Raw genomic sequence first — 24,699 nt, forward strand, 5'->3', positions numbered from 1 at the left:
CGCTTTTAACGCAACTGGGCTAATCTCGCCTGACAACTGCCGCCATCAGCCAAAACCGGTACCATGCGGCAAACCGATCAATCGCATTTGCAAATACCGAAATTTCCGATAGGCTGAAAGACGACAACAACATCCAAAAGACAGCAAAGCATGAACGCGACCACACAAACGGCCACGTCGTCCCCCTACGTCACCAAGGCCAATCTTGCCGCAGCCTTTTTTAAAAATGCCGCTGTTCTTGGTGATAAACCGCTTTTATTTCATAAAAATCAGGGGAAATGGGTCGGACGGAACTGGAACGAGGTTGCCGATGCTGTTCGGCGGCTGGCAGCAGCTTTGGTTGCCGCTGGCATTAAACCGCGTGACCGGATTGTGATCAGTGCTGAAAACCGGCCCGAATGGGCCATTGCTGATCTGGCGGTGATGTCGATTGGTGCCATTGTGGTGCCTGCCTATACCACCAACACCGAAGATGACCATGTCTATATCATGGAACATTCTGGTGCGGTCATTGCCATTACATCTGGCGGAGCACTCGCCAACCGGGTCGCGCTGGCAGCATCACGCGTTCAACATATCCGCATGCTGATAACGATGGATGCTGGTACAAAAATTCCCAGCCTTGGCAACCGCCCTTGCCATGATTGGCAAAGCCTGTTGGATAATAACGAGCCATTGACGGATATCGAGAACCGGATTGCCCAGCAGAACAGCGATGATACCTGTTGTTTTGTCTATACATCCGGAACTGGCGGACGGCCCAAGGGCGTTATGCTGACCCACCGGTCAATACAGGCTTGTATAAAGGCCTCGATCGAAATTTTGCGCGAAGGCGGCGTCGAAGAAAACCAGCGCTTTTTATCGCTTTTGCCGCTGTCCCACTCTTATGAACATACCGCCGGAATGCATTTGCCCATTCAAACAAAATCCGAGGTCTGGTATTGCGAATCTGCCGAACAGATTGGTGCCAATTTGCAAGAGGTCTCGCCAAGCCTGATGACCGCTGTGCCGCGGCTTTATGACGTGCTGCACGAACGTATCATGCGCAGCATCCACACCAAGGGTGGCCTTTCCGAGAAACTGTTTATGGAAACAATCCGCCTTGGCCGTAAACGCCTTGAGGGCAAAACACTGTTGCCACATGAATTTGTGCTGGATCTGTTTCTCGAAAAACTGGTGCGTCAAAAAATTCAGGAACGGCTGGGTGGCAAGCTGAAGTATTTTATCTCGGGTGGCGCTGCCTTAAACCCCGAAATTGGCAGTTTTTTCATGGCTTTAGGGGTCAAGCTATTGCAAGGCTATGGCCAGACCGAAGCCTCGCCGGTAATTTCGGCAAACCGCCCGGGCAAAATTAAAATCGAAACCGTCGGCCCGCCCGTTGCCGGTGTTGAAGTCCGGTTTGCCAATGATGGTGAAATTCTGGTGCGAGGCGATTTGCTGATGAAAGGCTATTGGCGTGATGACCACAGCACCGCCGCAACGATCCGTGATGGCTGGCTATACACCGGTGACATTGGCAGTGCTGACGAGGATGGCTATATCACCATCACCGGCCGTAAAAAGGAAATTATCGTCAATTCGGGCGGCGAAAATATCGTGCCTAGCCGGGTTGAAGCCCTGCTCACAATCGAACCGGAAATCGAACAAGCAATGGTTGATGGTGACCGGCGGCCATGGCTGGCGGCGGTGATTGTACCAAGCGACGAAGCCCGGGCAAAAGCCGAGTCTGACGATGCTTTAAAACTGCTGATTGCCGAAACAGTCGACCGCGCAAACAGCCGCCTATCACAGATCGAGCGGGTTCGAAGATTTATCATCGCTGATGAGGACTTTACAAATGAAAACAGCCAATTGACGGCTACATTGAAAGTGCGTCGTCATGTGGTAAAGGCACGGTATCAAGATCGGCTGGACGCGCTTTACACCCGCCGATGATGCCTGCCCTGCACGGTGTCGGCATCGCTCTAAAGGCGGATTATTTCACCCATGTCGAGCTGCGTTTTGGCCCTAAATCATCGCGCATCATTTGGCTGAACGCATCGGCAAAGCTTTGATTGGCAGCACGGTTCTTTTTCAAAATCGCATCGAGTGGGATTACGATATCACCATCTTTTCGCAGACGCGGCGGATCATAATTACCAAATCCGGCGACCAAAATTTCCAACGCCGCCATCAGGTCTCTTTCCTGTTCATCATAGGCCATCACTTCATCCCTTTCAGACACCATCAAAAAACTACCTATCACCGTTCAGGTTAACGGCAGGGATTGGCAGAATTCAAGCCGCCATTATAATTTTCACTGCGCGCCGTCAGGCAAAGGCTATGATCAGATTTTTTGCCCCTGATGTTCGCGATTGACCATGTTTCAGCCGTATTCGGAACAATGGTGCTAGGCTAACCGGCGTTAGCTATTAATCTCAGGGGTTTCTGCAACGCTCCAGACGAGGCCAAAATGAAAGATCAAGCACAGGTTGTTATCATTGGGGGCGGCGTTGTTGGCGCCTCAATTTTGTACCATCTCAGTAAACGCGGATGCACTGATGCGATCTTGCTGGAACGATCCGAGCTGACCTCTGGGTCAACTTGGCACGCGGCCGGCGGCATGCATACCATCAATGGCGACCCAAATGTTGCGAAACTTCAGCAATATACGATTAAACTTTACCAAGAGATCGAAGATTTATCCGGTCAGGATATTGGCCTTCACATGACTGGCGGCATCATGCTGGCGGCAACAAATGAGCGTTTTGACTGGCTGAAATCGGTTTATGCCAAGGGCAAATATCTTGGTATGGACGATCTTGAAATCATCACCCCAGAGCGCGCGCATGAGCTGATGCCACTCATTGATCCAGCGCAATTTGTTGGTGCGATGTATGACCCGATTGAGGGGCATTGTGACCCTTACGGCGTCACCCATGCCTATGCCAAGGCTGCCCGCAAGAATGGGGCGCATTTCGAAACCCATGTAAAGGTCGAAGCGCTTCGCCAAAATGCTGATGGCAGCTGGCTTGTCACAACTAATAAAGGCGTCATTACCGCCGAACATGTGGTCAATGCTGCCGGTCTGTGGGCACGCGAGGTTGGCCGGATGGTTGGGCTGGAACTACCAGTTTTGGCAATGGAACATATGTATCTGTTGACCGAAGATATGCCCGAAGTTGCCGAAATCAACAAGGCAACTGGCGCCGAAGTCCTTCATGCGGTTGATTTTGACGGTGAAATCTATCTTCGCCAAGAGCGCGGCGGGATGTTGATGGGCACCTATGAGCGCGCCTGTAAACCATGGTCGGAACTCGAAACATCATGGGATTTTGGCCATCAATTGTTAGACCCTGATATCGACCGGATCGCACCATCACTTGAGGTTGGGTTTAGGCATTTTCCGGCGTTTGAAAATGCCGGCATCAAGCAAATAATCAACGGTCCCTTCACCTTTGCACCAGACGGAAACCCGCTAGTTGGCCCGGTTAAGGGCATGACCAATTTCTGGTCGGCCTGTGCCGTGATGGCTGGATTTAGCCAAGGCGGCGGCGTTGGATTAGCGTTGGCGAACTGGATTGTTGATGGTGATCCGGGATTTGATGTCTGGGCGATGGATATTTCGCGCTTTGGCGATTATGCCAGCATGGCCTATACCAATGCGCGCGTGCGGGAAAACTATTCGCGGCGATTCTCAATCCGGTACCCCAATGAAGAATTACAGGCGGCACGCCCCCTGCTGACCACCAGTATCTATGATCGGCAAAAACAGGCTGGCGCGCAATTTGGCGCGGTCTACGGATTGGAGGTTCCGCAATGGTTTGCGCCTGATGGCGCAAGCGATGTGTTTTCATGGCGGCGATCCGTGGATTTCGACCATGTAGGCGATGAAGCGCGGGCGGTGCGCAGTGCGGTTGGGCTTGGCGATATTTCGGGATTTGCCAAATATGAAGTCAGCGGCGATGGGGCTATTAAATGGCTGGACCGCATCCTCGCCGCAAAAATTCCGGCAGTTGGCCGCATGACGCTTGCGCCCATGTTAAAGCAAGACGGTAAAATCATTGGTGATTTCTCGCTGGCACGGCTAGGTGAGACGCAGTTTCTAATCATCGGATCAGGCCTTGCCGAGACCTATCATATGCGGTGGTTCCTATCGCATCTCCCAAAAGATGGCACGGTTACCGTTAAGAGCCTTGGCCTCGATCTTGTCGGACTTACCCTTGCCGGCCCAAAAGCCCGCGACGTCCTGCAAAAATGCTGCAGGGTTGATCTATCACATGGCTCGATGCCGTTTATGGCGGTACGCAAGATAGATGTTGGCATGGTGCCAGCGATTGTTGGCAGGGTCAGCTATACCGGTGATCTCGGCTATGAAATCTGGGTGAAACCGGCGCATCTTGTCCGGCTTTATGATGATTTGATGGTGGCGGGCGGTGAGTTTGACATTCGTCCCTTTGGCGCGCGGGCGTTAAATGCCCTACGACTCGAAAAGAATTATGGTTCATGGGGGCGTGAATATCGCCCGCTATACGGCCCGATAGAGCTGGGGCTTGAGCGCTTTGTCGCCTATGACAAGCCCGCTGATTTTATCGGCAAAAGCGGGGCGTTAGCCGAGCGTGAAACCGGCGGCAGTAAACGGCTGATCAGCCTTGCCGTCGCTGCGGTTGATGCGGATGTAATCGGTGATGAGCCTATTTCAATTGATGGTGCGGTGGTCGGCTGGGTTACCTCTGGTGGCTATGCCCATATGTCGCAAACATCAGTTGCGTTGGCGATGGTGCCAAAAGCGGTGGCAACCCGGGATAAAGGGTGGCAAATCGAATTGCTGGGCCAAACACTTGACGCAACCCTCATCTCAGAGCCATTGTTTGATGCCAATGCGGGGCGGATGCGCAGCTAGGATCATCAATGACACGGCAACGATTGCCATTTTTCCATTCACCGTCAGGTGACCGGCCATTCTTGGCGATGGCATTATTGTTGTTCGGGGTATTTGTGCTGGCCTTGCAGGACGCGACGGTCAAGCTAATCGCGCCCGAGACCTCATTCTGGCAGTTCCAGACATTACGTGCGATGGGCAATGCACTGCTGATTATCATTCTGGCGATGATAAGCGGCGGCTTCAGCCTGCTGGTGCCGAAAAACTGGCGGCCGGTTTATTTGCGTGGCGTGATGCTTAGCATCTGTATGTTCTGCTTTTTTTCCGGTGCTCCGTTTTTAACCATCGCGCAAATGGCCGCCGGATTATATACCTACCCCCTGTTTGTCTCGCTGTTAGCGGGGCCGGTTCTTGGCGAGACAGTTGGGCCATGGCGGATTGCTGCGCTGGTGATCGGAGCAGTTGGTGCGGGGCTAATCCTTGATCCATTTAATGCCGAATTTTCACTCATCCAGCTATTGCCAGTGGCAGCAGGTTTTTTCTATGCCTGCAATATCATTATCCTGCGGCGCGATTGCCGCCTTGAAAACCCGCTGTCGCTGACGCTGGCTGTTGCAGTTTTGTTTTTCATCACCGGCCTTGTTGGGGTCATTCTTCTTAGCCTGATGCCGCCGCCACAAGACATCATTGCAATGATGCCTTTTGTTGCCATTGGCTGGCCAGAGCTAACCCTTGTCGTGCTTGGCTTTGCGCTATTCTGCTCGCTGCTTAACCTATCAGGAAATATCTGCCTTGCCCGCGCCTATCAGACGGCGGACAGCAGTTGGCTGGCGCCCATTGATTTTTCATACCTGCTGTTTGCTGCCATCTGGGGACGGGTTATCTTTGACGTATGGCCACCGCAACAATCTTTGATTGGCATGGGGCTGATCGCCTTTGCCGGAATGGTAACTGCATGGCGAGAGCAACGCCGACAGCTGGCATGACGGCCGGATCATAACAGGAAGGCAGCCAGATAAAAACCTGATTTTTATCCCGCAAAAAGCCTAAAACCATTGGAAATCATGGCCATTATCAATAGTATTATGAGATGATCATTGCCTGATTATGGCAATGTCCGTTTTTTTGGGAGCCTGTTTTATGAGTGATATTCTATCCAGCCTTGCGCAAGATTGCCGCCAGATTTTAACCGATACGCCCGGCCCCGAGGGGCGAGATAAACTTGCCCAATTGCTGGAAACCCTGTTGGCTGATCCGGCCAATGTCGACGCTTTGGTGCCATTATCAACAGGCGAACGCGAGCTGCTTTACGAAGATCCCGAGCTTGGCTTTTGTATCTTGGCGCATAATTACGACAGCCCCAAGACATCGCCGCCGCATGATCATGGGCCATCTTGGGCTATCTACGCCCAAGCTCGCGGCGAAACAGAAATGCGCGATTATGACAAAATCGAAGATGCCAGTGCTGGCAAACCGGGCAAGGTGCAGGTTAAACGCAGCTATCGTCTGACACCGGGGATTGCCCATGTTTATAATGAAGGCGATCTTCATTCACCAACGCGCAATGGGCCAACCAGCCTCGTGCGTATTGAAGGCACTGACATGAGCAAGGTAAAGCGGTTCCGCTACGAGCTGGCTTAGCCGTCACGCCCCGATCACATGACGAGACCATATGACAAGAGCATATGACAAGATCATATGACAAGACGGGGCGCCTTTACCCATTCTGCCGGGATTGCAAGCACCAACAGGAAAATTAGATGAGCCACGGATTATTCACCAGCCTTTATGAGGCGGGAAAACCCTTTGCCCTAATCGACTGCCGCGAGCGCCGCGATTACGTTGCCGGTCACTGGTTTGGCAGCACCAATATACCGTTATCACTTTTCTCAAATCGTCTTCGCTTTCTCTTTAAAACACCTGATTTTCCGGTGCATTTTCTTGATTGGCAAGATGCAGCAAGCAGTGAGGCCATGCATCAGCTTGTGGCGTTTGGCTTTACCGATATTACCTGCCATAAAACCGAAAAGCCCAGTGAAATGGGACGCGGTTTTGTAAAGGGCGAATATGTCTGGTCAAAGGCGTTTGGCGAGGTTGTGGCGCATCAGATTGACCTGCCTGAGATCACCCCACAGCAATATTTGGCCGATTATCAAGATGCCCAGCTTTTTGATGTTCGCCCAACAGCCGAATATCAGGATTTTACCCTGCCAAATTCCCAGAGCCTGCCAAATAGCCTGCTATTGGCAAATGTCGCCGCGTTGAAAGGCACTGGCAAAATGTCGTTGTTGCATTGTGCTGGGCGCACCAGATCAATTATTGGTGCCTTTACCCTGATGGCATCGGGCTATGATGGACCGTTTGCGGTATTTCGTGGCGGCACACAGGCATGGCAGCTTGACGGCCATGAGCGCGAGCATAATGCCAACCGGCTTTTCGCTGCTGACTATGAGGCAACGGACGCGGTTGCCGGATTTTTACGCCGTTGGCAAATCCCGTCGGCACGTGTCGCGCAAGATGCGATAGCCGCCTATGCTCATGAAAATCAGTCAGGGTTGTTATTTGATGTATCGGATGACGCCGCCACCGGCCAGCCCCTCGCCCACGGCATTATTAAAATTTCCGGCACCAATCTAATTCAGCAAACCGACCGGTCAATTGCGCGTTACCACGTTCCTGTTACGCTGTTTGATCAGGGTTCGGGAAGCCGCGCCGCCTTTGCCGCATTTTGGCTGCGTGCGATGGGGTTTATCGTCAATATTGTTTATCTTGATGCACCGCTAGAACCAACAGAGGCGACAAACCCTGCGATCAGCCATAAAGGCACGATGCATGATGTGGTGGCGATAGCAGGTCTGGATCAATGGCAAAAGGACGGGGTGCCTTTATATGATTTCCGGCCGTCACCAGCGTTTAACAGCGGTCATATTGCAAACAGCCAATGGCAGAATATCAGCGCCATTTTAGGTCAAAAACCGGCCGCAACGTCGGTGGCTATCATTGCGGCCTGCACTATAACTGGCAGTATTATCTGCGATTGTCTTGAACGGCATGGCTGGCAAATCGCTGGTCTTTATATCTGGGATGATGGCGATAATGAGCCAAAAACAATGGCGACAGGCGGGCTTGAACTGCCGCTGGATGAGTCGGCGCTATTTGCCGGACGCCATCATGGTGTTCTAGCGGATGCGCGTGACTATCTGGCATGGGAAGAAGATCTGCCAGCCGAAATCGACACGCCAATTCATGACCTGTGGTGCGCACTTCTTTCAAGCGCACCAAAGCTGGACTAGGCCCCCGCATCGGGTTTTGCCCGTGCCTGACGCCAGATAATCACCAAACCACCAGCGACAATCGCCAAAACGCCGGGAAACAGGCGGTCAAGTGGCGCCTCAGCAAAAAACCACCAGCCCAGAAACAGCGAAAAAGGAATCCCAAAATATTCAAAAGGGGCCAAGAGGCTGGGCTGTGACATCCGATAGGCCACGACAAGCCCAAGGACACCAGCACCGCCCAACAGGCCAAGCCCTATAAACAGCCCCAGATCACCCGCCGAGGCAATGGGTACGAACTCGCCAAAACCGAGCCATAATAATAGTGAAAATAGCACTGCAAAAATCTGCGATCGAAATTGGATCACGCCAGACAAACGATCTGCTGGAAAGAGTTTAACAATTGTACTTGAGGTCGCATAGCATAACGCCGCCAGCACCGGAAAAATCGAAAATAATGAAAAAATACTTGTACCTGGCTGCATAATCATAACAACGCCCGAGAACCCCATGACCACGGCCGACCAACGCCAGAACCCAACCCTAGCCCCAAGCAGCGGCACCGATAAGGCGGTAACAAAAAATGGCCCAGAAAATGCCAAGGTGGCAACAGTGGCAAATTCCAACTTGCTATAAGCTGTAAAAAGGAACAGCTGCGCCAAGGACACCACGCCGCCGCGCATCGCACAGATCATCCATTCATGTCGGCTGAACGGCGTTTTAAGTGCCGCCATCTGTTTGCTGTAGGCCAGCAGCAGCAGGATCGGCAAAAACCCGAAGAAATTGCGCGTAAAGGAAATCTGAAAGATCGAATAATCCGCGGTCAGAATACGCACAGCAACCCCCATTAACGAGAATGAAAATATTGCTGCGATGATGGTCAGGATTGCGCGCGTCAAAAAGAAATTCCCTTTAGCGCCATCTAAGCCCTATGCCCAAGTGGCCGGATCAACCCTTGTTAGAAAGCCCAAAATGGGGCACGTATGTCGGCCGCGTCAGCACATCCTAGACCGCGGTGATCGGATCAACATCAAACGCCTTAATGGTCATCGAAATCAGGCTGTAATAGCCCAGAACCCCCACAAGATCGACCGTTCCATCCTTGCCCAAAACAGCAATAGCACGGGCGTATAGCGCATCAGAAACACCGCGTTCGAGATTTAACTCACGCGTGAATTCATAAACAAGCGCTTCGTCCTCAGCAGCAAATTCAGGTGCCCGGTCATTAGCCAGCGCGTCAATAACTGCATCGTCAACACCGGCTGCGCGGGCGTGCGGCACATGCGCTTGCCATTCAAAAGCCGCATCCCATATCCGCGCTGTTGTTAAAATAGCCAGCTCTGACAGGCGCGGTGATAATGATGAATCATATCGGCAATATTGGCCCAATTGCTGCGCCTTATCGGCAAGGTCAGGCCGATGCAGCCATATGGCGAGCGGCCCCCGCACATTACCGCGCGGCCCCGACGCAATATCTCGGTAAACCTCAATTTGTCTCTTATTCATCTGGGTTTGATCAAGCGCGGGCAGTCTAGCCATTCTTATCTCTTTTTAAAACTGGGGTTCATTGCGGCGAATCATTTGTGGCAATAGGCAGCGGCAATTGCTGTTGTTATTAGCGCTCCCTAATTCAGTCTCACTATAGGCGCGTAGCGACGGAAATGCCAATGACTGATTGACGGGTCAGGTCCCCGCAGCATCGCTATCAAAAAAACCACCTCTAAAGGACATAACCCGCAATATTTTACGGCATATCATGTGTTTTGGGCATATAGTCGGCCAGATTATGTATATGATAGGCACTCACCCTCATTCCGGTACAAGGCAAACCATGTCAAACCAAACAGCAATTCCTTTCATCCAGATGCGTGGCGGTAGCTCGAAAGGGATCTATTTCCACCTTGCCGACCTACCGCAAGATAGACCCACCCGTGATAATGTACTGAAATGGGTGATGGGCGCCTATGGCGACCCTCGTCAGGTTGATGGCCTTGGCGGGGCTGATCCGCTAACCTCGAAAATCGCGATTGTGTCAGTTTCACAGCGTGATGACAGTGATATCGACTATAGCTTTATCCAAGCACTTGTCGGCGAGGACGGGCTAGATGACACCCCGAATTGCGGCAACATCCTGTCCGGTATCGGCGCCTTTGCTGTTGAAACCGGATTAATCAAGCCGGTTGGCGATCAGGCCAATATCCGCGTTTATATGACCAATAGTGGTAATCGCTGTCTATTACAATTCCCGCTGAAAAATGGCCTGCCGGTCTATCATGGCGATGCGCATATTGATGGGGTGATGGGCACATCTGCACCCGTTATATGCAATTATGAGGATTTGCAGGGATCGGCCTGTGGCAGCCTGTTCCCAACCGGCAATCACCGGGACGAATTTGACGGCGTGCAGGTCACTTGCATTGATAATGGTATGCCGGTTGTCTGTTTACGCGCCAGTGATTTCGATATTATAGGCAACGAAACACCAGAACAGCTCAATGCGAATGAAACGCTTAAATCACGCCTCGAGGCGATCCGGCTGCAGGCTGGATTGGCGATGGGACTTGGCGACGTGTCAGGCAAGGCTGTGCCAAAAATGAGCCTTGTCTCAACGCCACTGGCCGGAGGTACGGTGAACACGCGAACCTTCATTCCAAAACATTGTCATAAAGCCATTGGCGTGCTTGGAGCGGTTTCGGTTGCCAGTGCCGCCCTCTACCAAGATAGCGCAATCCATGACCTTGCCACCCTGCCCGACGGTTTGGTGAAAGATATAACAATTGAGCATCCATCGGGCAAATTCGATGTGCAGCTGAGCCTCAAAACCCAAGATGACAAAACCCAAGGTAACAAAACCCGAGATGATGAAATGCAGATCGAGCGCGCGGGCTTGCTGCGCACCACGCGGATGCTGGCCCGCGGCGAGGTCTATGTGCCATCTTCGGTCTGGGACGGCAATGGGGCGGCAATGTGACGGCAAAAAAACCTAGATTGGCGCAGCGGTAAGACGCTGCCCAGCGCGGGCTATCCATCGCCATTACGCCTTGTTGGCCGATGTGACGGGAAGTACGAGCCGCCCCGACATTGCAACAATCGCAAGACAGGCCGGTATCAGGCACAATAGGCCAATATTCCAGCTATTCGTAGTTTCAACCACACGGCTGATAAAGGCAGGTCCGACAAGCATACCAAGGCCTTGAATCTGAAACACCCACGCAACAAATACCGGTAAATTTTGGGGGTCATCATTTGACCGGCTGACGAGATAGAAAAAAATCGGTGCTGACCCTCCGGTAACCAGACCCGTCAGCACTAAGAGCAGAAACAGCAAGCCTGTGAACTGGCTAAATACAACCAGTAAAACCAGCAATATTGCCACCGTTGAAAAAACCAATCTGGCGATTTGTGAAGGCGCAATACCCCGCTGCAACGCCTGTCCAGTTATCAGATTGCCAGCAAAATTAAATACGCAAAACAAGCCAGTGATCATTGCCCCTTGGATAAGGCTAAACCCGCCAAGCGACTGTGATATCAATGGCATGAACTGGATCAATGTCTGATAAACCAGCGAATGAAACGCAAAGCTAAGTCCGATAAAAGCAAGTAATGGCAATTTGACCGCCAGCTTTAATGCGGCAAGATCAAATTGACGTCTGACTGGCGCCTTATCATCCGGAATAAACAGCCGCCCAAGCAAACAGACAAGAACCGAAAACCCAAGCCCGACTTGCCAGACCAACTGCCAGCCCCCTTTATCTATGAGATAGGGCGCAGCAATGATCGCCATTCCGTTACCAAGCGGCATGAACCCGCCCCATGTGCCCATAACCCAGCCGCGGTTAACCGGATCTGTATGTTGGGTCAACAGGCTGGGGGCGGTTAGCGTCAGGGCAATCAGGCTAATCCCCTCAATCGCACGGCCGATAAAAAGGCTAATCACCGAACCACCAGACAGGCTGATGGCATTGCCAATACAAGCAACAACCAAGGCAGCAATCAAAATACGTTTGTTTCCAGCACCGCGCACGATGCCGCCAATCAATGATCCGGCAATCACCATAATAATGGTAAAGACTGACGCCAGCAGCCCGATCTGCGACAGGCTAAGGCCAAAGCTTGTTGATAATTCGGTAATTGTCGGGGCTAGTTTGGCAATGTTGATGCCACTAAGCGTGCCACAAAATAAAATGATGATGGTCAGCCGCAAATCATGCGCAAAAGATGGGGAGGACGCTGGCATAGTGGGGCTTTTATCCTTCATTTTTCAAGATTAACGCCCCGCCTGAGCGCAGATGCGTTTTGTTTTGCCGGATATCTTTTATGACGGCAAGCGCAATTCAACGATGCCATAGCGGCAATTGCAGACAAGAGCAAACGCCATGATCGCCATAATCAAATGACCGGCCGCGTTACTGTTTTCCAACCGGGTGACAGAACAAACACGGCGAATGCGATGATAAACGCCGCTGCAACAATGATATGCATTATTTCAGGCACAACAAAGGCAAGGCCGGCACCGGTGGCGAGTGGCCCGGCGGCTGCGCCAACATCGCGCCATGTCTGGTTTCGTGCCAGTGCTTTCACCTTGTTTTCCGGGTTAATCCGTGCCACCGCTGCCGGAAACAGGGTGCCTAGGGCACCGCGGGCCAGTACCAGAGCCACTGATCCAGCCAGTAACTGCCCGGCACCGATTAACGCAAATCCGGCAATCGTCACGAGGATCATCAATGTCAGCGGTAGCCTTATACCAAACCGGTCGGCAATCAATCCCGAACAGGGCGCCACCAGCATTTCGCTTAGCCGCCGCGCCGCAAGAATACTGCCACCAAACAAAATGGCAGTCTCAAGTGATACATATTGCGCCCACATAATCGAAATCGACACGGTAAAAACGCCGTCAATCCCCGCGCCCATCCAGAAAATCATCATATCCAAACTATCCGGCCGCGGAAAAATACGGTCACGCGATAGCGGCTTTTTAACCCGTTCCGGCTGAGCAGACCCATCAAGCAAGAAGGCCAGCCCCACACAAACGGCAGTGGCCAGTCCAAGATATATAAACACATCGCGCGGCCCGACAATCGTTGCAAACCATGCCCCCACCGTCATCGCCAACAAGGGCCCAACCTGTTCAACCGAACGGCTGATGCCAATGCGCGTGCCGGTTTTTGCCGGATTAACTGCCGCATAGGTCAATGTCACAAGTAACAATGCCGCAAAGGATAATCCCCACAGCATCCGCGACAAGGTCAATAAAACCGCACCATCAAGAAAACCATAACCCGCCGTGGATAAGGTGGCGGTTATCGCCGCAATTAAACACAGGTTTTTCACCCCAATTCTTTCGGCTAAATCCACAATCAGCCCATAGGCAAAGGTGCGGATAATCCGGTTGACCGCGAGCAAAAACCCGACCATCACCATACTGACACCAAACGCATCAGCATGAACCGGCAAGATCACGTAAATCAGCGCATCCCCGAAAAGCGACAGCGACAAAACCCACGATGAAACCCAAACATTGCGCATAACCAATCGGTCAATCATCGCTTAAAATCTCGCAGGAACTATTGTTCAAAATCATGACATCGACATCGAATCGCAACAGATAAACACCGGGATCAAGACATCCCCAAACCAGCAGATCATTTTATGCTGATCCGCTTATTTTAACATCGCAAGCAATTTATCGCTTTCTGTGTAACCCGCGCTCCACACGAAACCGACGCACAGTTAAACCGGGCGGCCGCCAGCTTTGCGTTGGTGCGTATTTATGGCATTGTCATTCACGGCAAGCAGCAGCCAATTCACACTGGTTTTTCGTGTCTAGTCCAAGGAGCTTATAGTGAGCAGTGATAAATCTGCAGAAACATCTGCATTAGCAGTCATGCAAGCCCATCTTCATGCGCTTAATGCACTTGATGAGGATGGGCTTGCCGCAACGCTGCATTTCCCCCATTATCGGCTTGTTGGCGTCACGCTAGATTGTTGGCCATCACAAGATCGGTATCTAGCTGATTTCAGGGTGCGGGCTGGCGGTAATTGGGCGCGAACGGCTTGGCACTCAATCACCGTTCAAAGGGCAAGTGACGACAAGGTTCATTTGGCTGTTCGCATAAACAGGTTTGACGCCGACGATCGTCTGATTGCCGATTTTAACTCGCTGCGGGTTATCACGCATAAAAATGGCAAATGGGCAGCCCAGTTCCGCTCTAGCTTTGCTGCGGCATAAGGACAGAATCATGACCCGTAAATTTATCTGCTTGTTTCTCTTTGGCTTTGAAATCCTGATAATTATGCTGGTGGCGGTATCAACCGCGCGCGCGCAATCATCACATCAAACATTTGCAGTGGTTGCGCCCCCCAATTGTCAAAACAATGACGGCGAGATCGTTCGATTTGAAAACCGCTCGTCACAGACCGCGAAATCTGCGGCGGGTATGGCAAAAAATGATGATAATGGTCAGCCGGTTATTTACCGTTTTAGCTATGAGCGATCACCAGCCGCCTTGCAGAACTTTATCGATTTGCATGAATGCGCCCATCATCAAACCGGCGATATCGACCTGCCGCATCCCCCACGGAACAGCCCTGCTCATATGATGAATGAAAGCATCGCTGATTGTATTGCGACGTTGCGTATTCGCGACGAAACCGAAGATGGGGCATCACGCATTAATGACGCAGCACAGGCATTGACAGCCGCAATGGAGATTGTTGGGTTTCCGAAACTCACCATTGATAGCCGCATTTCGAATATCAACAATTGCCGCCTAAAAGATTTGAGCGCGGCTGATTTCATCGACGGCGTGCTCGTTCATCGTGGACTAAAGTAAAGGCCCCCGCCCCAAAGAGGCCCACACTCAAAAAGCCATCCCCAAAGAAGACGGGAACAAAAAAACAGGCGCCTATTTTTTAAACGGCGTAACCCCATCACTAGCGGGTCCGGCAGCAACCCACGCAGCCTCGCCGATACCGGCAACCCATTCAACAGCCGATTTGCCAAAAATATGTTTTACCGGAACAAGCTCTTGATTCTGGTCTAGACAACCAGTGCGGATCATGAAAAGGGTTTTTTCAGGATCAGTGGCATATATGTGACTGCCACAAGTGCCACAAAAACCCTGCAAGCGGTCATTACCACTTTCAGCCGTTTTGCGGAATTCTGATACATCGCCGGTGATGTTAACATCAGCCGCTGGCATTACCGCAACAGCGCGAAACGGTGCGCCACTAAATTTCTGACAATCAGTGCAATGACAAGCCATGATTTTATCAGCGGCAACATTGCCTTCAATCGCAATCGCCCCACAGTAACAGCTTCCAGGAACTTTCATCGTTCCAGCCTTTTTTGAGATTAATTCAGAGGATCTGTTTTCACGATGGAACAAGATACGGTAGGGGTCAATCTGCAATTCGGCTAACAGTCGCTTTTGTGCCAAATACGTTACCAAAGGGTCAAATCTCTAATTTAAACCCCTCATGTGATTGAACAAAACCAAGGTCTTTATAGAAACGCTGTGCATCTTGGCGGGTTTTATCGCTGGTTAATTGTACCAATTTGCACCCCTGCTCGCGGCAGGTTTCAATCGCCCAGCGCAGCATCTTGGTGCCATAGCCCTTGCCACGGAAATTCGCTGCAACACGCACCCCCTCGATCTGACCGCGCAACGCACCGCGGCGTGAAAGACCCGGAATAAAGCTTAGTTGCAGGCAGCCAATAATTTCATCACCCTGTTCGAAAACCGCCAGATATTGATTTGGATCACAGTTCACGGCGTTGAATGCATTCAGGTAATCGTCATGCAGTCCCCCATGCTGATCAACAAAGGCATCTTCGCGGTGGCGGCCAAGCGTGTCATCAGCCAAAAGTCGCAAAATGGCCGCCAAATCTGTCTCTTGCGCCTTGCGGACGCAAATATTGTCACTTAACTCTGCCAATTTTATGATGCTCCGACCACACTCACAGCCTATCAATACCACATGGTTAAACAACCGGCCTTAAACCCTCGCAAAATGTAATCCGATACCAGATAAATATATCGCTGATTTTTTACTAAGGTTTTTTGTTTTCCCTCCCTAAAACCAATCTATGCTGATCGGGGCGCTATCACCACCCCGAATCAAGTCTATCGACACAGAAGGCGAGCTAAATCATGACTGAGCCATTTCAAATCAGTGACGCAGAATTTCAACGCCCCGATGACGCCCATCTGTTTGATCGTGCCCGTTCGCCCCACCCGCCGCGCGTCTTGTTGCTTTACGGGTCGTTAAGAGCGCGCTCGTTTAGTCGCTTGATGAGTGAAGAGGCCGGCCTTGTCCTTGCAAAATTAGGCGCCGAAACCAAAAGCTTTAACCCGAGCGGCCTCCCCCTGCCCGATGATGCCGACGCAAGCCACCCAAAGGTTACAGAATTACGTGACCTTGTGAGCTGGAGCGAGGCCATGGTCTGGTGTTCGCCCGAGCGGCATGGCGCAATGACTGGTATAATGAAAGCGCAGATTGACTGGATTCCCCTGTCCTTAGGCGCTGTTCGGCCAACCCAGGGCAAAACCCTTGCGCTGATGCAGGTCAATGGCGGGTCTCAAAGTTTCAATGCGGTCAATCAGATGCGCATTCTAGGTCGTTGGATGCGCTGTTTAACGATTCCCAATCAATCGTCAGTCCCAAAGGCGTTTCAACAATTTGACGATAACGACCGCATGAAGCCCTCGGCCTTTTACAACCGGATGGTCGATGTGATGGAAGAATTGGTCAAATTCACCCTTTTGACGCGCGGATGTTCTGATTATCTCACTGACCGCTATAGCGAGAGGGTTGAAACCGCCGAAGCCTTGATCAACCGGGTAAATAACGAGGCTTAATCCAGCCGGCATAATCGCGCTAGGCTGGTGACGATTGGCACCCCGCATATTGTCATCTTTTACGCCACCACGCATCAGTGGCACGGTGCAGATTGCGCGTTTCAATCGCCGCATTACGATGCTTTTATGTAAAAAATGGTCGGAGCGGCGGGATTCGAACCCACGACCCCTACACCCCCAGTATAGTGCGCTAGTATTAGGCCTATAAAAATAACAGGCAAAACACATAAAAAACAATGCTTTATAAATTTAGTCTATCGTTTGGAAAATATTTGTAAAGGCTAATTCTGCCCAAAATTTGTAAAAAATATGACTTTTTGTATGACTCAATTCTTGCATGATTTCAGGACTCAAAATCACAACAAAGATCTTGACCAATGACTGAAAGATTTTACCAAGAAATTAAGTTGGTAACTTTTTTCTTGGAGTAAATTTCAGTATGGCACATAATTTAACTCCCAAGATGAGTTTTACAGGCGCGACATGTTGTATTTTTGCAAACGAGTTATTTCATTTATAACTTTAACTATATTCTACATATCCCTGTCTTTAAACGTATCTTTTGCAAATACAAGCAACATTCTTTTTCAAAATATCCAAGATGTTCGATCATGTTTAGGCAAATATGATAGCTTTGAGATATTTAAAAAATCACTTAAATCTTGTTATGAGTCTAAGGGCCTAGAAATTTCTGATGAGGCATTGGGTAAATTATCACCCGAAATAACAACCATTTTTAAAGATATTCCGCTTAACAATAAATTTGCCTCTGCAGGGCCAGCAACACCAAAAATTGGCATCACAACCGACACCCATAAAGCAATGGGGCAATTTATCAAAGATTATCCTCAATTTATCTATGGCGCAGATCAAGAAATCACATCACTTGGCAATAGCGGTATTTTAGCTCCATCAGCTGCGGATGCTCTTACAACTTCTGCCTATAATGCTTTTGAGCCTATCCTTTTAGCGCAGGCGACAACTCCAGCTCAGACGACAGCGGCGCCCACATCTACTGCAAGCTCCGCATCTGCTGCCTCGACCGCAAGCAGCGCCGCTGCAGCTAGCTCAGCTGCCGGCATCACAGCCTTTGTAGGCACTTTAGCATTTATTGAGTCCAACCCTTTAGGTGAAGAGACAAAAAAGGCCTTTTCAATATCACCAGTCACGACCTCTATCGCTGAAAACGCCGGAAGCGCAGTGACGGTTACATTTACATTGCCGGAAGGCGCAGCAACACCTGCAACGCTCAATATCACCACTGCAGGCACGGCAACCTCAGGCACGGACTACGCTCTTAGCGCCAACCAAATCACCATTCCGTCAGGCGGAACATCGGGCACAATCACGATTACACCGACAGACGACAGCGTTTATGAAGGTAATGAAACGGTCATAGTTTCAACAGCAGAGTATTCGTCTTATACATCCACAATCACGATCACTGACAATGAAACAGCGCCAACTGTTTCCCTTTCTACATCAGCAACTTCAGTTGCAGAAAATAGCGGTACTGTCGTCACATTAACGGCAACATTATCCAACGCTGCAGACGAAGCCGTGACAGTGACTTTGGCAGCTGCAGGTACGGCCACGCTCAATACTGACTACGCTGTAAGTGCGACAACGATCACAATTCCTGCTGGCAGCACAACTGGCACCGTCACAGCGACAGCCACAAATGATAGCGTTTACGAGCTTGATGAGACAGTCATCATCAGCATCAGCAGTGTTTCTGGCGCTGATGCCACAGAAAATGGCAATCAGTCACAAACCATTACAATTACAAATGATGAGGCAGCGCCGACTGTTACATTGTCTGCGTCTGGAACAACAGTCGCAGAAAGTGGCGGCATATCATCTCGAACTATTGGTATAAATCTCTCCGGAGCAACATATCAGGACGTTGTAGTAACATTGGCACTAAGCTCAACTGCAACGGCTAACAGCGATTATCAGTTGCCAACCACTGCCACCATTACAGCGGGCCAGACACAAGAAATACTGAATTTTGTTGTGGCAGACGATATCACTTATGAGATAGCTGAGACGGCAGTAATTGATTTAGACACTGTCACGGGTGGAGGTGCCTCTGAAAATGGTACCCAACAGCTCACAATAACAATTACGAGTGACGACTCCGCACCAACGTTAACGCTTGCCTCCTCAGCATCTTCAATGGATGAGAATGGCTCTGCTGTCACGCTGACAGGCACGCTCAGTAACCCTACCTATCAGACAGTTACAGTTGGGCTCGCCGCCTCAGGTACAGCCACACTTAATACTGACTATGCCCTCAGTGCCACAAGCTTCACAATTGCGGCAGAAGGTACAACCGGCACCGTTACAGCAACGCCAACTAATGACAGCACATTTGAAGGCGATGAGACCGTTATCATCGATGTATCGTCTGTTTCAGGTGGCGGCGCCACTGAAAGCGGCACGCAGCAAGTCACTGTCACCCTGAAAGAAGATGATGCAGGACCGCAGCTAAGCATCAACGACGTCACAACATCAGATGAGTCTGCGGCCAATGCGACATTCACGATTACATCAAGTGTTGTATCCGCTTCTAACATGACAGTTGATTGGGCAACATCTAACGGAACAGCTACTGCCGGGTCTGATTATACTGCAGCATCTGGTACGGCGACCATCACAGCAGGTCAGACAACCACAACGATCAATGTAGGCGTTCTTGCTGACACGACCGATGAGCCAAATGAGACGGTCACAATCACGCTTTCAAATCCGACATTAGCGACTATATCAGACGCTACAGGCACGCTTACCATCACCGATGATGACGCAGCGCCTGCTATTTCGATTGCGAATGTCTCAAGAGCTGAAAATGGCGGCACGGCAACCATGACAGCCACATTGGCTGCAGCCTCAGCAAAAATAGTCACATTTGATTATGCAACATCCAATGGTACGGCTACCGCTGGCTCTGATTATACCGCCGCGAGTGGTTCTCTCACCATTGCAGCTGGTCAAACGACAAAGACCTTTACTGTGGCCATAACCGATGACACCACGGATGAAGTTGATGAAACAGTAACAGTTTCAATTTCTAATGCTGTCAATACGAGCAATGCGACAGCATCAGCAACTCTAACAATCACTGATAATGATAATGCGCCAACTCTTTCAATAGCAGATGCACAAACCACAAATGAAGCCTCAGCGAGCACAAATTTGACGGTTTCATTGTCAGCAGCATCTGCAAAAGCAATCACAGTCGATTGGGCAACATCAAACGGTACAGCCACAGCTGGCTCTGACTATACGGCTGCTAGTGGAACGCTGAGCTTTGCTGCTGGTGAGACAACAAAAACTGTTGCTGTAGCTGTTATTCAGGACAGTACATTTGAAGGTAACGAGACTGTAACAATCACCCTCACCAACCCCTCAAATGCAACAATTGCTGATGCAACAGCTACTCTAACCATCACTGAAGATGATGCCGGCCCAATGCTGAGCATTAATGATCAAACGGTCAGCGAAAGCGCAGGCACTGCAACCTTTACTGTGACAATGTCCCCAACCTCGGCATCCAACGTCACTGTAAATTATGCGTCCGGAAACCCAGCAACGGCAACGGCAGGAGCTGATTACACAGCTGTATCTGGATCACTTACATTTACAGCTGGTCAATCGAGCAAGACCATCACCGTTACAATTGCTAATGACATCTTGGATGAGGATAATGAGACAGCAACAATCACATTGAGTGGCGCAGCTGGCGCTGGAACGACTGATGCGACTGGCCTCCTCACTATTACTGATGATGATGCAACGCCAACGATTTCGATCAACAGCACTGCATCAATTACTGAAGGCGATTCAGGAACATCAACGCAGAATATGACTGCGACACTGAGCGCGGCCTCCGGACGTGATGTAACCTTTAATTATGCTATCACCGCCGGCACAGCAACATCTGCTGATTTCACAGCAGCAAGTGGCAGCTACACAATTTCTGCAGGGGCTACGACGCAAACAATCCCTGTTAGCATCATTGGAGACACAGTAGAAGAAAACAAAACTGCTGAAACCGTTCTAGTGACAATTAGTAGCCCAACCAATGCCACGCTGGGGGCAATTGTGGTTGGTACGATTTCAATTACTGATAATGATGGCCTAAATGGCGGCACCACTGCGACCTATAACGCGGCAACTGCAACGTCAGTAGCGGCCAGCAACGAGTTCAAAAACTTCAATAACATGCAACAAGGCACATCGGGCCAAAGCGTTCAGAATCCGTTAGAAGTTGCTGGCTTTCACCATGCAGCCGGTTACGGCTTCACAGGTTCTGGCAAACGAGTGATGGTGGTCGATGGAGGCTTTAAAAACACCCACAGAGATTTTGCAGGCAAAACGATTACCACTGCAGTTGGCAGCGGCTCGGATGCCACTGCATCAAGCGACCACGGTTTGGCTGTCATGGGTATCATTGGAGCTAATGCGGATAGCACCGGTCTTAGAGGCGGAGCTCCCGGTGTTGATTTCATTACAGTGAACAACTCTGCAGCACTCACCAGTAGCTGGATCAACGCCATGCTAAATGATAATACATCGGTAGTGATGAACAACAGCTGGGGTTTCAACACAAGTGAAATTGACGAGGAACTTGCACTAAAAGCAGCAAACGGGTGGACGTCGACAGAGTTGGCAACATACCGCTTTTACGGGAACACTAATTCAGCGAACGTTAGTACAATGAGTTCATATATCAGTGCACTTGATGATTTCCAGAACAACGGTGTAATTGTTTTCTCAAACTCCAATTGTGGGGCGTCAGCCGCAGGCACTTCAACCTGTGGCGGAGGCGCTGCGTCAGACAATGCAGAAATCACCGCTGCTTTGCCCGAGCTGTTCCCCGAGTTAGCTGAGGCTTTTATTTCAGCAGTTAATATTGAAATAGATGGTGCCGCTGGATCAGAGACCTATACATTGATGTCAGCTCCATGCGGTGATGCCGGAAAATATTGCATGGGCGGTGACGGCTATGAATTAGGAACACTTTATGGGGGAAGTGACTTTCTTTACAGGTACGCGGAATCGGGAACATCATATGTTGCCCCTCAAATTTCTGCGGCAATCGCCATTCTTGCCGAAGCATTTCCGAATATGACACCACAACAGTGGGTTGATCGCCTTTTAGCATCTGCAAATAATAGTTTAAGTGGATGGAATCATGTTGGCACAGTTAATTTCGGTAATGGTGTAAGTCATGGTTATTCATGGGAAGCGGGTCACGGCATTCTTGATGTGTATGCCGCTCTAAAGCCAATCACGTCTTCAAGTTATTCTCAGAGTATATATGCAGGTGGGGGCAACCTCGCAGGTCAGCGCTACGACCTTTACAAACAAATGCTGGTCGCAGGGCAATCTATTGGTGATGGACTTAAATCAGGCCTCTCAGGCATCAACAATTACTCCTTTGATGCTCTTGGTGGTGGCTTCAAGTATGATATGTCAGGACATGTCTCTCAAGTGGTGGAAACAGCCAAGACTGTTGATCTAGAAAATGAGCTCGCCGCATTGGATAGCCCAATTAAAGACCGCTTTGAGCTCAAAGTTAAAATGAGCTTTGCTGGATCAGCAGTTGATGGCACGCCTGACAATGATAATCAGCGCTTTATCGCTACAGCTAACGCTGCTGCACCAGCTGTCCAATCATTCTTTGATTTCGGCTCAACTGCCCTCGCCTCTTACACAGACTATGACACACCATACCTTGCAACCGATGAGGGCGGCGTTGGCTTAACATATGCCCAAAACCTTGGTGATACAAGTATCCTATTTAGCGTTAACAGGCCTGTTGAAGTGGGAGCAGGTGAAGAGGTCAAAGGCAAGCAGCACGTTGCTGTAATGTCATCAGACACAATGATCTCACCATCGACCCATCTCGGCTTTATGGCAGGTCAGGCAATCGAAAAAGATGGCTTCCTCGGCCTTCAGGGCACAGAAGCCTTCAATCTCGATAACTCTGAGAGCAACACATCCTTCATTGGTGTGAAGTTTGGCAAGATGCTGGGTGATGATCTAAAATTCAATGCCATGGCTACTGGCGGAAGAAGCATGATGGTTAGAACTGGCGATGGCATCATCAGAGGCGCATCTGATGTTGTTTCCAGCTCCTATGGCTTCTCGCTGGAAAAAGCGAACATTTTCGGCAGAGATAGTCTGGCGATTTCACTTCAGCAACCAAACCGTGTTGAACAGGGCCGCATGAGTGTGATCACAAGCAACCTATCTGACAGTGATGGCAACCTTACATATAACAATCACAATGTTTCGATTGTGCCATCAGGTCGCCAGAAAGACTTGGCAATTGGATATACGAAAGCTGTGAGTGATGATTTGACTATTTCAACGAAACTGATTGCGACTGATGAGCTCAATCATGTGAAATCTGCCAAAGATGCTTACTCAGCCTTTGTTGGCTTCAAATCAGGCAACTTTAAGATGGGAACTTCAGCAGCAACGCATCGCAAAGGTTTTGATGCTCAAATCAACTACTCAACTAAGTTCTAGAGCAAAACAAAATTTCAAATAGAAAAAGGGCTCCTTTAAGGGGCCCTTTTTCATACCCAAAGTCTTTGAACAATCTTTTGCTTGCCACATTCAGAACAAATAAACGCCAAGCTGCCCACCTAAGGTTAATTCTCTATTGGAGGATATAATTCATGAACAAAATTTTTCTGACATTGTTTGCCATGACGCTTGGTGGTTGCAATGCAGCATATATTGAAACAGTTAATAAACAGCTCGCTGAAGGGTACAGATGGGTAGAAATACCATGTCGGCCTGCAAAATCTGATGTGCCGTCAATTACAATAAATACGCCAGACAACAAAAAACTGGTCTGCAATGAACTGCAAAAGTAGTTTTTGCTGATTGGCTTTCATATTTAAGAAGTGAGCAGTCATTTTTTTGCTTAGACCTTTGAGTGAACTCCAGATTTAGGCAAACACTCAGTCAAAGGAACTTTACAACCTCATTTTAGAAGCTATTTTCATTAGATACATGAAGAGAGGACTGACGTCCCGCCAACCTGCTAGATCCAGCAAGGTGGCTTCCTTTTTCAAAAAGGCATGTGACCTTTGGGTAACAATTGGGTCCATGAGCGTCTGTCCTCCAAGGGAAACCTAGGAGGATTTTTTATGCCTAAAACACATCACAACACCTCCTGATACTTATTGAAATTTGTTCATGGTAACCGACCGCATGAAGCGCTGGTTACCTGCTGTTTGATATGTAAATCAGAAGGAGAATGTCATGAGTAATCCTCATGCAAATAAAGACCAATGCCCTTTAATCGAGTTCCATGAAAGACGTGAGAAAGCATCTGTACTTTTCACGCCACCAGTAACTGATCTGTTCAAGAGTTATGATCAGCGCTCCGAGCTCGTCAATGCCATTGGAGATGAAATAAACAGAGTTCCAGCAAACTTCATACCCTATGGATGCATTGTCTTTAAGGGTCTGATGTTTGTTTATCAGTCATTCTGGAACGAAGAAGAAGACATGTTTTTCATGGATATTGACCTAGCTTCAAAATTACGCATGGTTGGCCATATGAAAAAAACAAAGTTCAAGACAAACAACACATTTCACTAAATGATGCCGGGCGGCATCACCGCCCTTCCCTCCAATAAATTTTGTGCCCAAAAGAAATGCCCTAAATTTGGCCACT

19 protein-coding genes and 1 riboswitch are annotated in these 24,699 nt (G+C 49.8%); of the genes, 12 read left to right on the forward strand and 7 right to left on the reverse strand.

The window, feature by feature from the left end; translation table 11 throughout:
- The first annotated feature begins 150 nt into the window (after positions 1–150).
- Positions 151–1,935 (forward strand): long-chain fatty acid--CoA ligase, encoded by a 1,785-nt coding sequence (locus tag AB8881_01575; GenBank protein ID XDZ63606.1) that lies wholly within the window; start codon positions 151–153, stop codon positions 1,933–1,935.
- 40 nt (positions 1,936–1,975) lie between these two features.
- Here AB8881_01575 and AB8881_01580 read toward each other — a convergent pair whose 3' ends face one another.
- Positions 1,976–2,227, reverse strand: a complete 252-nt coding sequence (locus tag AB8881_01580; GenBank protein ID XDZ63607.1) for a hypothetical protein — start codon at positions 2,225–2,227, stop codon at positions 1,976–1,978.
- Positions 2,228–2,452: 225 nt separating this feature from the next.
- On the opposite strand from AB8881_01580, the gene AB8881_01585 reads away from it, so the two are divergent.
- The 4 genes from AB8881_01585 (at position 2,453) to AB8881_01600 (ending at position 8,154) form a co-directional block, all read left to right on the forward strand.
- On the forward strand, positions 2,453–4,882 hold the full coding sequence (locus AB8881_01585) for an FAD-dependent oxidoreductase (GenBank protein ID XDZ63608.1): 2,430 nt from the start codon (positions 2,453–2,455) through the stop codon (positions 4,880–4,882).
- Between the two features lie 8 nt (positions 4,883–4,890).
- Positions 4,891–5,847, forward strand: coding sequence for a DMT family transporter (locus AB8881_01590; protein ID XDZ63609.1), 957 nt, complete (start codon positions 4,891–4,893; stop codon positions 5,845–5,847).
- A gap of 154 nt (positions 5,848–6,001) precedes the next feature.
- Positions 6,002–6,502, forward strand: coding sequence for a hypothetical protein (locus AB8881_01595; GenBank protein XDZ63610.1), 501 nt, complete (start codon positions 6,002–6,004; stop codon positions 6,500–6,502).
- 119 nt (positions 6,503–6,621) lie between these two features.
- Positions 6,622–8,154, forward strand: a complete 1,533-nt coding sequence (locus AB8881_01600) for a rhodanese-like domain-containing protein (GenBank protein XDZ63611.1) — start codon at positions 6,622–6,624, stop codon at positions 8,152–8,154.
- Here AB8881_01600 and AB8881_01605 read toward each other — a convergent pair.
- Positions 8,151–9,032, reverse strand: coding sequence for a DMT family transporter (locus tag AB8881_01605; protein ID XDZ63612.1), 882 nt, complete (start codon positions 9,030–9,032; stop codon positions 8,151–8,153). The genes AB8881_01600 and AB8881_01605 overlap by 4 nt on opposite strands.
- Positions 9,033–9,138: 106 nt before the next feature.
- Complete coding sequence (locus AB8881_01610) at positions 9,139–9,672, reverse strand: carboxymuconolactone decarboxylase family protein (protein ID XDZ63613.1); 534 nt, start codon at positions 9,670–9,672, stop codon at positions 9,139–9,141.
- Between the two features lie 292 nt (positions 9,673–9,964).
- Between AB8881_01610 and AB8881_01615 the strand changes: the two genes are divergently transcribed.
- Positions 9,965–11,104: a 4-oxalomesaconate tautomerase gene (locus AB8881_01615; GenBank protein ID XDZ63614.1), complete on the forward strand. Its 1,140-nt coding sequence runs from the start codon at positions 9,965–9,967 to the stop codon at positions 11,102–11,104.
- A 63-nt stretch (positions 11,105–11,167) separates the two neighbouring features.
- Here AB8881_01615 and AB8881_01620 read toward each other — a convergent pair whose 3' ends face one another.
- Both AB8881_01620 and AB8881_01625 read right to left on the reverse strand, forming a co-directional pair.
- Positions 11,168–12,370 (reverse strand): CynX/NimT family MFS transporter, encoded by a 1,203-nt coding sequence (locus AB8881_01620; protein XDZ63615.1) that lies wholly within the window; start codon positions 12,368–12,370, stop codon positions 11,168–11,170.
- Between the two features lie 152 nt (positions 12,371–12,522).
- Positions 12,523–13,677 carry an MFS transporter gene (locus tag AB8881_01625; GenBank protein XDZ63616.1) on the reverse strand — a complete coding sequence of 385 codons (1,155 nt, stop codon included), beginning with the start codon at positions 13,675–13,677 and terminating at the stop codon, positions 12,523–12,525.
- Positions 13,678–13,975: 298 nt separating this feature from the next.
- Here AB8881_01625 and AB8881_01630 point away from each other — a divergent pair, with 298 nt between their 5' ends.
- Together AB8881_01630 and AB8881_01635 are read left to right on the forward strand one after the other, a co-directional pair.
- Positions 13,976–14,362 (forward strand): hypothetical protein, encoded by a 387-nt coding sequence (locus AB8881_01630; GenBank protein XDZ63617.1) that lies wholly within the window; start codon positions 13,976–13,978, stop codon positions 14,360–14,362.
- A gap of 10 nt (positions 14,363–14,372) precedes the next feature.
- Positions 14,373–14,966 (forward strand): hypothetical protein, encoded by a 594-nt coding sequence (locus AB8881_01635; GenBank protein XDZ63618.1) that lies wholly within the window; start codon positions 14,373–14,375, stop codon positions 14,964–14,966.
- Between the two features lie 72 nt (positions 14,967–15,038).
- Here AB8881_01635 and AB8881_01640 read toward each other — a convergent pair whose 3' ends face one another.
- Positions 15,039–15,467 (reverse strand): GFA family protein, encoded by a 429-nt coding sequence (locus AB8881_01640; GenBank protein XDZ63619.1) that lies wholly within the window; start codon positions 15,465–15,467, stop codon positions 15,039–15,041.
- Positions 15,468–15,588: 121 nt separating this feature from the next.
- Entirely contained in the window at positions 15,589–16,071 is a 483-nt protein-coding gene (locus tag AB8881_01645; GenBank protein XDZ63620.1) for a GNAT family N-acetyltransferase, read from the reverse strand.
- A gap of 215 nt (positions 16,072–16,286) precedes the next feature.
- Here AB8881_01645 and arsH point away from each other — a divergent pair, with 215 nt between their 5' ends.
- From arsH to AB8881_01665, 4 genes are all read left to right on the forward strand, one after another.
- Positions 16,287–16,994, forward strand: a complete 708-nt coding sequence (arsH, locus tag AB8881_01650) for an arsenical resistance protein ArsH (protein XDZ63621.1) — start codon at positions 16,287–16,289, stop codon at positions 16,992–16,994.
- Positions 16,995–17,477: 483 nt separating this feature from the next.
- Entirely contained in the window at positions 17,478–23,537 is a 6,060-nt protein-coding gene (locus AB8881_01655) for a Calx-beta domain-containing protein (protein XDZ63622.1), read from the forward strand.
- Positions 23,538–23,689: 152 nt separating this feature from the next.
- Positions 23,690–23,890, forward strand: a complete 201-nt coding sequence (locus tag AB8881_01660) for a hypothetical protein (GenBank protein ID XDZ63623.1) — start codon at positions 23,690–23,692, stop codon at positions 23,888–23,890.
- Between the two features lie 132 nt (positions 23,891–24,022).
- A riboswitch (SAM-I-IV-variant riboswitch) is annotated at positions 24,023–24,128 on the forward strand.
- A gap of 153 nt (positions 24,129–24,281) precedes the next feature.
- A complete protein-coding gene (locus AB8881_01665) occupies positions 24,282–24,623 on the forward strand; it encodes a hypothetical protein (GenBank protein ID XDZ63624.1) in 342 nt (113 codons plus the stop codon).
- Positions 24,624–24,699: the final 76 nt, after the last annotated feature.

The sequence above is a fragment of the Alphaproteobacteria bacterium LSUCC0396 genome, assembly GCA_041228345.1.
Taxonomy (GTDB): domain Bacteria; phylum Pseudomonadota; class Alphaproteobacteria; order Puniceispirillales; family Puniceispirillaceae; genus UBA3439.